The organism is Vibrio glycogenivorans (genome assembly GCF_051660965.1).
In the GTDB taxonomy this organism is placed as follows: domain Bacteria; phylum Pseudomonadota; class Gammaproteobacteria; order Enterobacterales; family Vibrionaceae; genus Vibrio.
Genome location: NZ_JBPVIS010000004.1, coordinates 1 through 15947, shown reverse-complemented (window position 1 = coordinate 15947; position 15947 = coordinate 1). Strand labels below are relative to the sequence as shown.

The 15947-nt window shown below is 42.7% G+C and carries 7 protein-coding genes; all 7 read left to right on the top strand.

Annotated elements, in window-relative coordinates; all coding sequences use genetic code 11:
* The first annotated feature begins 13 nt into the window (after positions 1-13).
* The 7 genes from ACSTTG_RS10760 to ACSTTG_RS10730 all read left to right on the top strand — a co-directional run bounded on the left by ACSTTG_RS10760 (position 14) and on the right by ACSTTG_RS10730 (position 15388).
* The gene (locus ACSTTG_RS10760) at positions 14-1591 is read left to right on the top strand and encodes a type I restriction-modification system subunit M (RefSeq protein WP_438474810.1); all 1578 of its coding nucleotides are present in this window, start codon (positions 14-16) and stop codon (positions 1589-1591) included.
* The gene (locus ACSTTG_RS10755; RefSeq protein WP_438474809.1) at positions 1588-2772 is read left to right on the top strand and encodes a restriction endonuclease subunit S; all 1185 of its coding nucleotides are present in this window, start codon (positions 1588-1590) and stop codon (positions 2770-2772) included. The genes ACSTTG_RS10760 and ACSTTG_RS10755 overlap by 4 nt, the downstream gene beginning before the upstream one ends.
* 362 nt (positions 2773-3134) lie before the next feature.
* Positions 3135-6443, top strand: coding sequence for an STY4851/ECs_5259 family protein (locus tag ACSTTG_RS10750; RefSeq protein ID WP_438474808.1), 3309 nt, complete (start codon positions 3135-3137; stop codon positions 6441-6443).
* Positions 6444-12767 (top strand): DEAD/DEAH box helicase, encoded by a 6324-nt coding sequence (locus tag ACSTTG_RS10745; protein ID WP_438474807.1) that lies wholly within the window; start codon positions 6444-6446, stop codon positions 12765-12767.
* 27 nt (positions 12768-12794) lie between these two features.
* Positions 12795-14261: a DUF3696 domain-containing protein gene (locus ACSTTG_RS10740; RefSeq protein ID WP_438474806.1), complete on the top strand. Its 1467-nt coding sequence runs from the start codon at positions 12795-12797 to the stop codon at positions 14259-14261.
* A complete protein-coding gene (locus ACSTTG_RS10735; protein ID WP_438474805.1) occupies positions 14261-15151 on the top strand; it encodes a hypothetical protein in 891 nt (296 codons plus the stop codon). Before ACSTTG_RS10740 ends, ACSTTG_RS10735 begins: the two co-directional genes overlap by 1 nt.
* Before the next feature lie 81 nt (positions 15152-15232).
* Positions 15233-15388 carry a hypothetical protein gene (locus ACSTTG_RS10730; RefSeq protein WP_438474804.1) on the top strand — a complete coding sequence of 52 codons (156 nt, stop codon included), beginning with the start codon at positions 15233-15235 and terminating at the stop codon, positions 15386-15388.
* Positions 15389-15947 lie beyond the last annotated feature (559 nt).

The following is a 15947-nucleotide window of genomic DNA, read 5'->3' as shown; positions in this document are numbered from 1 at the left end:
TAGAGAATAGATAATGATTACATCAGGCGCATTAAAGAGCCAAATTGACAAACTATGGGAAGAATTTTGGACAGGAGGGATCACCAACCCGCTAACCGTAGTTGAGCAAATCACATATTTGATGTACGCCCGCATGCTTGATATGAATGAGCGTAACGACGAAAAACGTAGTGCTCGTACAGGTAAGGCATTCTCACATAGATTCCCAGATGATAAGCAGCACATCCGCTGGGAAAACTTCCGCCACCTTGGGGCAGAGCAGCTTTACCCATTGGTAAAAGATGAACTGTTTCCCTTCTTTAAAGAGCTCACTAGTGACGACACGCTTTTTGCTGAGTTTATGAAAGATGCTCAGTTAATGATCCAAAAGCCATCGCTGTTAGTGAAAGCGGTTGAGCTAGTGAGTGAATTACCACTGGAAAACAAGGATGTAAAAGGTGACTTGTACGAGTATTTGCTGTCTAAATTGACTACCGCAGGTATCAACGGTCAGTTCCGTACGCCGCGCCATATTATTCGCGCCATGATTGAAATGCTCGATGTAGAAGAAACGCACCGAGTGTGTGATCCAGCTTGTGGCACGGGTGGCTTCTTGTCTTCGACCTACGAATACCTTTTAGAAAAGTACTCATCGCCTGAAGGTGTAGAGAAAGAGCAAGCGTTTGATACTGAAGGTAAGCCAGTACTCGACGTTCATGGTAACCCGGTGTTTAACTACTTATACGCAGGTGACTTACTGTCTAACCGTTGGCATATTGATGAAGATATGTTCCATGGCTTTGATTTTGACTCAACAATGCTTCGCGTTGCGGCAATGAACTTGGTGATGCACGGTGTTAAACAGCCAGACATTCACTACCAAGATACCCTAAGCCAAAGTTTTATTGAGCGTTTCCCTGATGAAGCGAAAAACGGTTTTGATATCATCCTCGCCAATCCGCCATTTAAGGGTAGCTTAGATGAAGAAGATGTCGATCCTGCGATTCTAAAAGTGGTCAAAACCAAAAAGACCGAACTGCTGTTTGTCGCACTGATCCTACGTATGCTAAAAGTGGGCGGCCGCACTGCAACCATTGTCCCTGATGGCGTGTTATTCGGTAGCTCTAAAGCGCACCAAACCCTGCGTAAACACCTAGTGGAAGATAACCAGTTGGAAGCGGTGATCTCACTGCCAAGCGGCGTGTTTAAGCCTTATGCGGGCGTTTCTACGGCGATACTGATTTTCACCAAAGGTGGCAGTACCGATAACGTCTGGTTCTACGATGTGCAAGCCGATGGTAAGTCGCTCGATGATAAGCGCACCCCAATCAAAGACAACGACTTGCCAGATTTGGTTGAGCAGTACAAAGCCTATCAAGCGGCAGTAGTTGAAGGCGGCTCTACTGAACAATGGGCAGACAAAACGCAAAAAGCCTTCTTGGTGGCCAAAGATGACATCAAGTCGAACAAATATGATCTGTCGGTCAACCGCTATAAAGAAGTGGTGTATGAGCAAGAAAGTTACGAAGAACCAAAGGTGATTTTAGGCAAACTCAAAGCCCTAGAAAATGAGATTCTGGCTGACCTCGATGAGTTGGAGTCGATGCTATGAGTTGGCCGATTGTAACACTGGGTAATCTAGTTGATGTAAAGGGAGGAAAGCGATTACCTAAGGGGGAATCTTATCACCAGTCAGAAACTAAGCATCCTTATATACGAGTTACTGATTTTATAAATGGCTCTGTGAGTATCGAAGGGTTGGAATATATTAGTGAGAAAACTCATAATAAAATCCAGAGGTATACGATTAGTAAAAACGATGTATATATTTCAATCGCAGGAAGTATAGGAATTGTTGGGAAAATACCGCCATCACTTGATGGAGCAAATTTAACAGAAAACGCTGCTAAATTAGTAATTAAAGATGATCAATTACTTGATCAAGATTTCCTTATTCGATTTTTGTCGACGCACGGGCAAGACCAAATTCAATCAAAGAAAAAAGCGACAAGTCAACCAAAGCTAGCACTTTTTCGAATAGAGGAAATAGAGGTCCCCCTTCCCCCACTAGAAGAACAAAAACGCATTGCTGCCATTTTAGATAAAGCAGATGCCATTCGCCAGAAACGCAAACAAGCCATTGACCTTGCCGACGAGTTCTTACGCAGCGTGTTTTTGGATATGTTTGGTGATCCGGTAACGAATCCGAAGGGGTGGGAGGTAGTGGAGTTAGCAGATGTTACCCATAAGGTTACTGATGGAACACACAAAACTCCTACCTATACTTCCGAAGGTGTACCGTTTTTGTCAGCAAAAAATATTAAACCTTGGGGGCTTGATTGGAGTGACACTAAATTTGTTTCAACGGATGAGCATAATGACTTGATTAGGCGTTGTAATCCCGAAAAAGGTGATGTACTTCTTAGCAAAAGTGGTTCATTGGGTACACCTGCAATAGTTGAAGTTGATAAAGAATTTTCTCTGTTCGAAAGTGCTGCTTTGTTTAAATTAAACAAAGAGCTTATTGAACCTGAATATCTATTCCACTACCTGCGTTCAAATCCCACGAAATATATGATGCTTAGGAGTACAAAAGGAGTCGCAATTAAGCACCTACATTTAACAGACTTAAGAAGGCTAAACATACTACTTCCCCCAAAAAGTCTTAGGCTGCAATTTATGGAAATCGCGTCACTAGTCAAAAATAAGGTAGAAAAGTTGAACGATGCAGGTTCGCTCTCGGACGACAACTTTAGTGCTCTTTCCCAAAAAGCCTTTTCAGGCCAGCTATAAATTTCAGAGGCATCTTCGGATGCCTCTTTTTTGATCAGAGGTTAGGTCCTTTCTATTTAAAACATCGGAAAATAACATCACTTATCTTTGGTGGATTTAAAGGAATTAAAAACAAAGCCACGAACCCACTTGCTCCTATCACAACAGTGGCTATTCAACGAACATCTTATCTGTAAAAACTATTACACATCGGTAAATTATCTTCCGGTCTAAAAGTGTGACTGCCTACTTATTCCTCATGAATTCAATTTGTTACCAATTGGAATGTTTGTTGCAATGCATTAGCTTGTATACAAAAGCAGCTAAGTAGTAAGTACTTAGCAAAATAAAGTTAAGGCTAGGCAACTAAGGTTAGGTTATTTATGGATACTACGTCCCCCGGCGCACTTGAACCTGCAAGCGCGATACTCGGCTCTACTTCGGTTAATGGTTGCCTACGAGCCATTTTGACGAAACGAGAACTATCCCAGCCAACAGGTAAGCCGCTCTTTACTTATCAGCTATCAGAGCCCGAATATCATCACTTAAGAACCAGTTTAAAAAACCAAAAATTGCCGACAAGGTTACACGGGGATAGCAGCTGGTGTGCAGCTTTTTGCCTTTTTAGTGCTGAATGGTATCGCCGTCAATATCAAGGTGGATGGAGCTGGCGTGGTGTATCAAACAGTTTAGGGTTTGAGTTAGATGCTAACCAACGCAGTAAGGTAATAAAAACTGGCTTTAAATATTGGCGGCGAACGGTTAGCCAATATAACGATGATAGGCATAGTTTTCTTGGTTCAGTCTTTCGAGAGGGCGGTTTGCCCTATGGGCTGCTAGCGAGTGAAGGCGGCCGCTTCCAAACAATTTTCAAACGTATTCTTAGGATTTTTGACGATGCTCACGAATTTGGTCTATCGCCTTTTCAGTTAGTATCGGAGAGCCTGAAACATTTACCTGAGGCATTTAGACAAGAAACCACGGTTGATCTTATCACTAATATGGCGGAGCTATTGCTGCGTTTAACCGACGAATACAACCTGCAACAACAAGAGCAACCAGCCAATCATTTAGATACCCATTTGCCGAATTGGCGAGATCTATTTCCAATCCCGCTTGATGTAGACACCGGAAGTGAATTTCTCACTGGCCTACTGACTTCAGCTTCCGTTCAGCGAAAAGACAAATCGCAACAAACAAAACGAATTATCTGTAGACAAAGGCTTGCCAACAATGATAATTTGGGCTTTGTGGCTCAAATTAAATTGATGAAGGCAACACCTATGCCTTTTAAACGCGAAGCATTGATTAACAGTCGAGTTGAGTTATTTATACAAGAAGGCAATAGAGTAATAGCAGAGCTAGGAATTGGTCATACTACCTTTGAAGGAGAAACGACGAAGGTTATTTTACGAACTCCTGCTTGTGAATTTCGTCGCCAAGCCATAGAGCAAGATCTGTACTTAGTCGTATTGCAAGCCGGCGTTGAGCTTCATCGTGAAGAAATCGCTAATTCTGATCTCGCTGTCAATGAGATGCCCATTGTGCTTAAGTCAGACGGTGAGCATGATTGGGTCGTTGGACAAGGCAGTGTAAATGTTAAAGCAGATCAACTGAAAGCGATCTTATCAAAAGGTTCGACGTACGAAGCTGAGTTTCCAGAATTGTGCAAATCAGTAACGACAGAACACTGCCAGTTTGTTCACTTTAGTGGGGAAATTAAGGTTGATTATTATACTGAAGATGATGAGTGTGATACTTATGTAATATCGACACGACAGTCTGCAGTGTTAGCCGAGCAAGTGAGTGTTCGAGGTGCCAAATTACAGTATTACTCTAGCACTGGACAGCCTATCTATCTGGGGTTGCCAACCATTACCAGCCAGGAAGCCAATACAGAATTATGGTTAGGTAATAAACCACTAGGAGAAACGCATCAAGCTGGCTTATTTGGTATCCAATCAGTAGGTTTAAAGGCGAGCGGTAATCGCACAATACTTCGTAAACGACTCGCTATTCTTCCGCAGTCATTCCACCTTGAGCTTAAGCCGTCTAAGCTGGCCAATAGCGGCCATATCGACCTTCATTGTGAACGAAATTTGTTTGTATCGATAGAAGGGGAACAGGTCACTTGTAAACAAACAAACATAGAAGGTGGCAAAAGAATCAAGGTGACAGCCAAAGGGGCACCGCCAGCAGATATTATACTTTCTATCAGCGCTAACTTGATGGCTGACCCGATAAAAGTACGGGTACCTTTTCCTGCCTCAGGAGTGTTAGCCTTTGATAAACATGGTAATGGCCTAGCTCATCGTATCACCATCGATGATCTATTAGGTTCGCGTATTCAGTTTTTCCCACGTGTAGATGTAGCGGCTAGTTACCATATTGAATTGAAAGGACCGATGAAGTCGCGTGATGCCTCATATTTTTGGGAGTACAAGGTTACAGATAAAGTATTAGAGGTAAGCCTATATGAATTTCGTCATCGAATTCGAGAATTACTGGCGGCATCTGGTGAGCTAGATGATGAAATCCGAATGGTTATTGGAGGGGCGGGTTGTAGAGAGCAACAAACGATTATTGGGCGATATGCCACAGAAGTTCAACAATTAGATGACACGGTGAGTTTTAATACAAAACTGGAACAAGATCTCATTGTTAAGCCTGAGTTGATTAATTTGGCTGACCCTGCAGAAAAACCGCATGCTCTTCAACAGAGATATTCCAGTGGTGTAGCGACAGGCGTTTTCGAGTTAAATACAAAGTTATCTCAGCCAGCGTTAATCGTTCCTTCAAACAATACTCAGCTGGCTTTTCGCGCGAAATTTATTCCGAGTTGTGAGCCTATTGAACATTCTAGTGATGTAAAAACCTTAAATAAAGCTGTTGCGTTATTTCATCCAGTAACTAACCCAAACGCGATCACCAATGTGCTCCCAATGTTAGCGAATGATTTTAACCACAGTAGCTGGAGATTTATTAATGACTTGTTTGCTAACTATTCTCACCTTCCAATGGCGACCTTTGAAGTGTGGAAAGCAATCGTGAAACACACGGCTTGCTTATCCGCACTCGCGTTTAAAGCCGATAATCCAGTTCAATTAATGGAACGTTTGAAGGTTGAATTCAATGTGATCTGGGAGCTTATACCGCTTAGCATTTGGCGGTCACATATTGCTAAGTATCGGCAGATGTTACTAGATATAGGACTGCCTGAAAAAGTGGTAGATAACAAAGTTAAGAGCAAGTTAGATACTCTTTCTGAATTTACTCCATTGTTTGAAAAGCAGTGCAGAGCACTAATTGACGATCAATTTACTCAACTGAAGGCTAATCTACCAGCTGTGTTTCAATACTTCCTTCCTGATTGGAGCCAAGATTTGGTGCGAGTTCACTTGTCTGACCGTGAATGGCCGACAGCATTTGGTTTTGAGTTAGAAACATGGTGCCAAAAGCATTGTGAATCGCTACTTCATTTTAAAGTTAGTCGTGGGTTCCACAAGAGCGTCCTTTATTTTCCTATCTTTGCAGCTGCAGTGGCGTGTGGAAAAGTTCAATTAGAAGAACTGTCATCATCGCTTTACCCCATAGATTATTTCCATTTGCGACAGATTGTTGAGTTTGACCGCCATTGGTTTAACCCCGTATTTCAAAGTGCATTATGCGTATTTGCTCAAGAGGATGCTTAGATGAAACATTACTTTTCCACACTAAAATCACAAGCTAATAGCCGAGCAAAAGAATCTACTTTAAGTATTCTGGGGATTAATAATCCGGCGCTTAGAAACCACTTAAGTGAACGAATGGAAACAGATGAAAAATTTGTTCACGGTCCTGTCTTTGAGCAAATGTTCTCTTGGGAAGCAGACGAAATAACGATAGAAAACCTTTCAACCCCTGAATATAAAAATCTAATCAGCCCAGAGCTACTAGACGCGCTAGATGTCGCACCACATAAAGAGGGGTGTAAAAGAGACAGTAGCTGCAAGTGTAAATATGTTCTGAATCGAGAGATAAAGCCGTACAAACATCAACTAGAAGCATGGAGAGGTTTGCTTGACCCTCGCCCCCAGTCTCAAATTATCACCAGTGGTACAGGTTCGGGTAAGACAGAGTGTTTCATGGTACCAGTTCTCGAAGATTTGTACCGAGAAACACAACAAACCAACAGTGCGCTAACCGGGGTGAGAGCGCTATTTTTGTATCCTTTGAATGCGTTAATAAACTCGCAGAAAGAACGACTGAATGCTTGGACGAAACACTTTAAGGGTGATATTCGTTTTTGTCTGTATAACGGCAATACACCTAATGACCTTAAAGCTCAAGATAGGCAAAGGCAAAGAAAGCAGCCTCAGGAAGTACTTTCTAGAAAGTTGATGCGAGACAACCCGGCTCCTATTTTGGTAACCAACGGAACCATGTTGGAGTATATGTTGGTGAGGCAAGCAGATGCTCCCATTGTCCAGCAATCACAGGGCAAGCTGCGTTGGATCGTATTAGATGAAGCGCATACGTATATTGGTTCCCAGGCCGCTGAACTTGCTTTGCAACTAAGGCGTGTTATGCAAGCTTTTGATGTTAAGCCTGAGGATATTCGCTTTATTGCGACTTCCGCTACGATTGCGGGCGCTGAAGCGGAAACGCAACTAAAAACATACCTCGCTAGGTTAGCTAATGTCGACGTAGCGCAGGTAGCCGTCATTGGGGGGAGACGTGTTGTTCCTAACTTACCGAAAGTAGCGCCGGCAAATTTAACCCTTAGTGAAATAGAAGCGATAGAGCCGGACGGTGAAGAGCCTAAAGAGAAGAAGCACAGTAGAAACGCTGAAGTATCCGAGCGTCGATATTCTGCTTTAGCGGGCTCCCCCATAGCAGTGAAAATACGAGAGTTGTTAGCGGGCGACAATATAGGCCCAGTTCATTACGCTGAATTGCTCGATAAATTAAAACCTTATGATTTAAACGAAGCAGAGTTAAGCCGGTGGCTAGATATTTGTACAGGGACAAAAATAACCCATAGTAGTGAGGCATTCTTAAAGCTTAGAGCTCATTACTTCCAACGAACATTGCATGGTTTGTGGTGCTGCATTGATCCCAATTGTACGAATAAAAAGCCGTCCAAACTGAACGGAGCATGGCCATTTGGAGTCGTCTATAGTGAGCATCGACAGAAATGCCATTGTGGTGCAGCAGTGCTTGAATTAGCGTTTTGCAATGATTGTAACGAACCTCATTTATTAGCAACCGATCACAATGGCCACTTGCAACAATGGACAGGAAAAATCAACGATGAGTTCTCGCTACTTGATGAAGCCGAAAAAGAGATAGATGAAGAGCGCTCCGATCAGTTTTCCAAAAATACAACGGCAAGTGATACTCAAGTCGTCATTGGATCAAAACAAAGTGATAGCTACATGTTAACGGGATTTGACACTGTTGGACACGAGCAGTTTCTGGACAAAAGTGCAATTCAGTTGACAAAATCGATGTGTGAATCGCAACAATGTTGTGAATGCGGATACTCAGGAAGGGGTCAGCACAGTAAAGCGTTACGAAGAGGGTTACTAGGTGCGCCATTCTATACGGCGAATGCGGTACCAACAGTATTGGAGTACTGCCCAGATATTGAGGTGGATAAAGAATCCAAGATAGGCCCTAATTCTGTTCCTGGTCGAGGACGACGGTTAATTACCTTCACCGATAGCCGACAAGGAACGGCAAAAATGTCTATTCGGATGCAGCAAGAAGCTGAGCGGTCTCGATTGCGAGGTTTAGTATTTAAGGAGCTTCGTAGGCATGTTGAAGAGAAGGTTGTTATAGATGAGGCGTTACTCGCCAGAGTAAAAGACTACTTGAGCATGCCAATCGACAAACTTCGAGTGATGTTGCCATCCATCGAACAAAGCATGCCAGAAGATGCCAAGGCACTAAAACAGTATATTGATGTTGTGAGTAGTTCGGTTGCTATACCTTTACCTCAAACGATCCCTTGGTCTGAACTGGCCGCTGTTATTAAGCAAGATAATGATTTGAAAGAGTCGATGTTAAAAGAGAACAAGCGGCTATCCCCAGAAATTTTTGATGACTCGACAGGGCCTCTAAGACTGACTCAAATGCTACTCACTAGGGAGTTTGCAAGACGTCCAAAAAATAGAAACAGTCTAGAGACTCAGGGATTGGTCAAAATAGTCTACCCAGGATTGGACAAAATTGATGTTGTACCTGAGCTTTGGGGGAATTATGGCCTAACAGTTAAAGATTGGCGTGATTATCTCAAAATTTGTTTGGATTTTTTTGTTCGCGAGAACTCTTATGTAACCATTGATCGCGAATGGGTTCGTTGGATCGGCATGCACTTTTCACCGAAAACTTTACTAGGGCCTGACGCGAGTGATGCTGATGAAAACAGAGCGAAGAGCTGGCCGTTGGTGAAAAAAGGCAGTAAACGTCAACAACGTATAATCACTCTGCTCACTGTTGCCACAGGAATTGATATAACGAGCACGTCAGGGGAAGACACGGTTAATGGTTGGTTGATTTCTGCTTGGAACGCATTAACCCGCTCCAAAATTTTACAAGATTCAACAGCAGACAAACAATATAGTTTGGACCTGACTAATGTCAGCTTTTCTTTGATGGACTCGGCTTACATATGCCCGATTACAAACAAGCTACTGGACACTACGTTTAAAGGGATCACTCCTTATATTCCGTTTAAAGGCCAGTTAGATGGCAACCTATGTGAACAAGTGAAACTACCCGCATTATGGGCTTTCGAAGGAAGTGACGACTTCTTACTTTCACTTGTTTTAACGCGCAAGGATATTGAAAACTCATCGGAAGTGAGAGCACTCAGAGAGCAGAACTTGTGGACGGACATTAATGACCGAACTGTAGAGGGTGGTTTTTACTATGCTTCAGCAGAACATTCTGCGCAGCAATCTGCTGAGCGACTTAAAATCTATGAGGATGAGTTTAAAGTTGGTAGGAAAAACGTTCTCAATTGCTCAACAACAATGGAAATGGGTGTTGATATTGGGGGGATTACTGCGGTAGTGATGAATAATGTGCCGCCACACCCTGCGAACTATCTTCAGCGAGCAGGCCGCGCAGGTCGATCTAAAGAGTCTAGAGCGATAAGTTACACGCTTTGTAAAAGTAATCCTCACGACACGTTGGTTTTTAATAACCCTAAATGGCCATTTACCACTGTTATACCGGCTCCTCATGTTGAATTTTCGTCTGAGAAATTGGTGCAGCGGCATGTCAACTCATTCTTGATGGGGCGCTTTCTAATTGAAGAAGTTGGATTAACGAGTAAAGAGAAATTCAGCTTAGATCTTGAGTGGTTTAACGCGAAGATTAATGGTGAGAAATCTATAGCAGAACGTTATATTAATTGGGTGAAAGCCTGTGACAAGAGGTTTCAATCAGCGCTATCTACTTTAGTTAAAGGAACTGCGTTGAGAAACGCTCCTTTGAAGCAAATTTGTATGCACTCAGCACAGAGAATAGAAGAAATAACCACGCGTTGGGTAAAAGAATATCAATATATAGAGAATGAACTGGTCGGTATTGATCCCGATGGGCCTTATGCTTATAAGCTAAATAATGAGAAGTCCCGTCTATGTCGAGAGTACTTACTTCGGGACCTAGCGACAAGAGCGTTCCTACCTGGCTATGGATTCCCTACTGATGTCGTAAACTTGGATACTGATAATATCGTCGATTTTAGAAGGCAGCTCCAATTTAAAAACCTAAAGAAACTTGAGCGAGAGGATAATGTTTCTATCAATCGAGGGTTACCAAGTCGAAACCTAGCTGTTGCAATTCGAGAGTATGCTCCCGGTGCAGAAATAGTACTTGATGGTCGAGTACATCGAGCGGCAGGTATTTCTTTAAACTGGCAGAAAATCCACGTTGATGGTGCGAAAGACTCTCAGAAGTTTGATTTAGCGTGGCGTTGCAAACGTTGTGGCCAAACAGGCTACGAATCAGATCTAGAAATACAATCTGATTCACATAACCTTGTGTGTACTAATATCGCTTGTGGGCAAAGTATTCCTGACAATACTGATTGTCGAAAAAAGGTGATTCAACCTACAGGTTTTGTCACTGATTACTATCGAGAGCCAACCAATAATATTTCGAATAATAATTATGTTCCCGTTCAACCTTCTTGGGTTATTGCATCGGGTACAGCGACACCATTACCAATGCCTACACTTGGTTATATGGTGGCGGATACCAATGGCAAGGTCTTCCATCATAGTTCTGGATTGTCGGGCAAAGGGTATGCATTATGTATGGCTTGTGGCCGCGCGGAGTCAATGACAGCCAAAGGTGAGTTGCCAAAAGCACTTAACCTGGAAAAGGCGCATAAACCACCGCGCCCTAGTAAATTCGATAAAGATGAATTAGGTCGACACGCTGATTGTGACGGGTCAGCCAAGATCATGTCTTCTATTCATTTAGGTATTAACTCTCGAACAGATGTGTTTGAACTGGTGATAAAGAACCCCAAAACGGGTGAATACATACCTGATAACGAGCAGGGATGGAAAATTGCGACCACGTTAGTTGTGGCATTACGAAAGTGCTTAATCGAACAACTTGGAGTGTCTACGAATGAAATCAATTATAGCGTTAGGCCAACAATTATCGGTGATAATCAACATGCATTAGTGTTACAGCTTTTTGACAGTGTGGGTGGTGGTGCCGGGTTTGCAACATCAGCACCGTTTCATATATCTGAGATATTGAAAGGATTAGTTAGAAAACTTGATTGTAGGAAGCAATGTGATGCGTTTTGTCCTGAATGCCTTTTAGAGTCCGACTCGAAACACGATACCGATAAACTGGATCGCATGTTAGCGATAGAATGGTTAGGAGATGATTTTAAGCACCATGTATCACTCTCGACTATGCACCAAAACCTTATCAAGGATGGAAAATACTGCCCACAAACTATTGAAGCGCAACTATCCGATTTACTCAATGAAAAGGTATCGGAATGCTTGTTTGTTCTTTCTTCTGAAGTTGAAGGCTGGGATACATCCCTTCTCCTGATGAAATCGAAATTGCATGAACTATTAGCAAGGAATATAGCTGTTTCAATTGTCGTCCCTAAAGTTGAATTTACAGAAGAAATTCTGAGTTTCTTAAGGGAAATTCAAAAAATCGGCGTTCAGCTTAGGTATGGAAAAGAGTGTGGAGCTATTGTTTTTCAGGGTTTAACAAGCAGTGGTTGGTCAACTTTAGCCAACCTCGATGTTAAAGCAACTACTCCAGGGGAGCATTGGCTTACAGCGGAAGATATTTCCATTGTTTCTTATTCTGAACCAGAAATAGCAACAGTCCCCTTTGAATTAGACTCAATGGAGCCTACCCACTTGTTAGGAGCGCTCCATGTTGATATTGCGACTGAATTAAATGGTTCACTTTCAAACTTCGGTAGAGGCTTTGTTAACTTATTGAAAAGTAAAGATGAGCGATTGGAAAAGCTCCTTAAAGAAGGTGAGTTGAAGCGAATTTCGTATTCAGATAGGTATCTCCAAAGTCCAGTTTCTTTATTGTTGTTAGCAGAGGTTCTCAAAGTGCTAGGAGAAGCTTCGGATTGCCAAATAGAAGTAAATAGCTGCTTTGATGAACAAAGTAGAAATCCATTTGCAGTTAATCATGATTGGAACGATCGCTACGATTACGAAGCAATATTTGATGCGTGGTTGACTCATATGGCCGGAAAAAAAGTAAATACCAACATAATTGACAACAAACGCGAAGTGCCGCACCGAAGAGCAATACAATTACATTTCTCTTCTGGTGACATCGTCGAGATTACTCTAGACCAAGGATTTGGATATTGGCGATTAGACCTTGCCGGTGGAATGCATCGGTTTGATTTCATGAGAGATGCGCATGACCAGATAAAGCGGCTAATTGAGGTATATAAATTGGCCAAGGTGTCCAATAGCGCCAATTGGTCGACTTGGATCGCAGTTAACGTTTTGTAGGCATTTCAGATTGTTAAAAGGTTAAATATGAAGATAACGTCATTGACGATTGGTGGATTTAAAGGCATTAAAAAAAGGGCCACGATTCCACTTGCACCTATCACACTATTCTTTGGCGCGAACAGTACAGGCAAAAGCACAGTGTTACATGCATTACTGTATCTATATGAAGTAGTCGCTAAACGTAATTTTGATGCGCAATATAGTTCAATCGCTGGGGAGTCACTCTACTTTGGCGGTTTTCAGAACTTGGTTCATGGAAAAGATCTAGATGGTGTCATAACTATAGGGGCAACTCTGGATTTTAGAGATGGTACAACGGATATTTGGGATGATTATTTATCCGACTCTGAACGTTGGCTGTTAGAGTCTAGTTTGGGCTTCACAACAGATTCTGATACAGACGTTTTATCTTTCGAGTTAGATATTAAGTGGGACCATACCAAAAACCGTACGTTCATCAGCCGATATGTATGTAAAAGCCACGGCATTGAGTATTTCAAGACAACCGCTCAAGCAGGTCGACCGGATTGCCAAATTTCTCACTATCAACCATTGCCGCATTGGGAGGTAGATGAATCATTTAAAGTCGAGAATCTCTTTGATTCTGGCCAGTGGGAAGATGTCTCCATAAATAGCCAAGATGCGTTGCCGAATATATACAAAAGACTTGATCTGTCTGATCCACCGTTCGACTGGTTTAACGTATATGAAGACCATCCGTTAGCTGCTCAGTTGTTTGCTGAGGCAGCCTTATCTCAGGCTGCGTTTGCGCCACTAAAGATATTAGTGAATAAACTTGAAGACTTGCTTCATATTGGGCCGTTGCGTGTTGTGCCAACACGCGCTACCGTCTTGAACAAAAGCACGAACACTCAGCGTTGGTATGATGGCACAGCTGGTTGGGAAACCTTCGCCTTTTCGAGTGAAAGGGTAAAAACCAAAACTAATGAAAAGTTCATAAGTAGCCAGTTCTTCGGCACCAATTATTGCTTTGAGGCTCCAGCTTACGGCGAAGCAAGTTTGAGTGAAAAATCGGTCATTCTAAAAGACTCCCATACTGATATCCCTTTATTGCCGTCAAGCATTGGTGTTGGCGTATCACAAGTTTTCCCATTTGTTGTAGCGGCGTCACTTGAGCAAGATCTTATCGTGTCGTGCGAGCAACCCGAACTGCATATACACCCTAAATGGCAGTTAGCCTTAGGGGATATGATGCTAGAGGCAACTAAGAAAAATCCTGACCGTATGTTTTTAGTTGAGACCCACAGCGAACATTTGCTATTGAGGCTGTTAAAACGTCGCCGCCAAACTGCAGATGAAGAGATCGAATACGAACCATTTGGTTGTAATAAGAGTGATGTACAGATAGTTTTCTGTGAGCAATCCGAAGGTAAAACTCGTTTAACTCCAATTAGAACAACTGATGAAGGCGAGTTTGATGCACCTTGGCCAAATGGCTTCTTTGAAGAAAGAAGAGAGGAGCTATTCTGATGTTGCATTTGGAATTTGCGGTCGCGCCAAGTCAAATTAGCTCTTTGATGGATCTAGTGATACTGGAAGCAAGAATGGGCTACGAGAAAGGAGCAGTGTTATCACGTTTTCCTAGAGCCTGGTTCAGAGAGGTATCTCAGAAGCTCAATGCAGAGCTTGATGGAACCAAACTAGATAGAGCAACTGAAAAGCTCAGAGCTTTACAATCCAGCAAGCTAGTTTCATTTGGAAGGACGTTTGACGGAGAAGGTTGGGTAGAGGCTGCTAGAAATAGCCACGATGCTAAGCTATTCCATCGGTTAGTTGAAGCCTCCTTCGACGATCGGCCTGTATTTGTTCCGTCACTTATAGATTTAGAGGATGCAGACTTTGAGTATGTGTCTCTTTACACACGTGAAGCCGAGTCTTTAGCAAGTGCAGCTTCCGGTCTTCTTTTTGGCGCAGAAAAGGTAACAATTTACGATCCATATATATGCGCTACTAAGCCCGGTAGTCGCAAGACACTTTTGGAATTGATGAAGTTATGTGAGAAAGGCGAAGTTGAGTTTCACGTTTTTTCGGAAGAAGATGGAAAACCTGCTTGGGAGCGAACAGAGCAAGCTCTTGTTGAGTTTAGGGATACCATGCCTGAAAACGCGAAGTTGTATTGGTATTGCGCCGATGATCAAGGCTCGGGATTTTTACATTCTCGAGGCTTGTTTACAGCTAAGGGAGGATTGATATACGACAGAGGGTTCTCAGAGCCAGGCGCTGTAGATCAGATTCAAGAGCTGACTGAGATTACGCCGATGCCAACTGATTTGTTTCAAGCGAAGGCCAAGTCATACAACACTTCGCTTCAGTATGAAAATTTTGAACTTGTAAGGGGGGTTTGGTCTTCCCATCCTTGATGGCCATTGGAGCCTGCAACTTGATGCGTCACATGTGGCAGGCTCTCTAAAACATTATTTAGGGTAGATTAGGATTTCTTTATGCAACTTCAACTCAGTGCAACCAATGCGCTAACCAATTGGCTTAAAGCTGATTTACCACGTTTGCCAGTAGAAGCGGGTAAACAAGCTGGGGTAAATAAACTGAGTTTGGATGTAGCTATAATGAACTGGCAGGTGCACCTGACACCTGATTGATAACCGCTACAAATCCGCAGAGAAAACCTTAATCGTCGGTGAAGCCAATAGCCGCTTCACCTATTTTATTCCGCTTAATCGAGTGATTTTTACGCCCGACTAACTCGCAGAAAGGCTAAAAATAGATTGGCAATTTGCCCTTGTTGAAGCACTGGAAGAGAGCCGCTTAATTGGCCGCTATGACATTGTTGCGCTGCTATCTAAGCTCAATGAAATTGAGTTCAACCCGAAGTGGTTCAAGAACACCGATCTGAGTATTAACGGCCATATAGCCGATGCCGCCCAATGGGTCACTCAAACCCTAGACGATAGAAATCTCGACCGCTTAAGCCAGCCGCTGGCGTTTGAGATTTCTAGTTATATCAATGCTCAAACCAAAAGCGTCAAGGTGAAGAGACTGTCCTGAATTCTGTGTAACTGTCTACACTTAAGCCGTACTGTGGTAAGACCCCACTTCCCTAGACACTTAATAGTTATATAATTCAACAAACTCTGAGGTGTTGTTATGAGCGGAAAACGCTACACAGAAGAATTCAAAATCCAAGCCGTTGAACAAGTC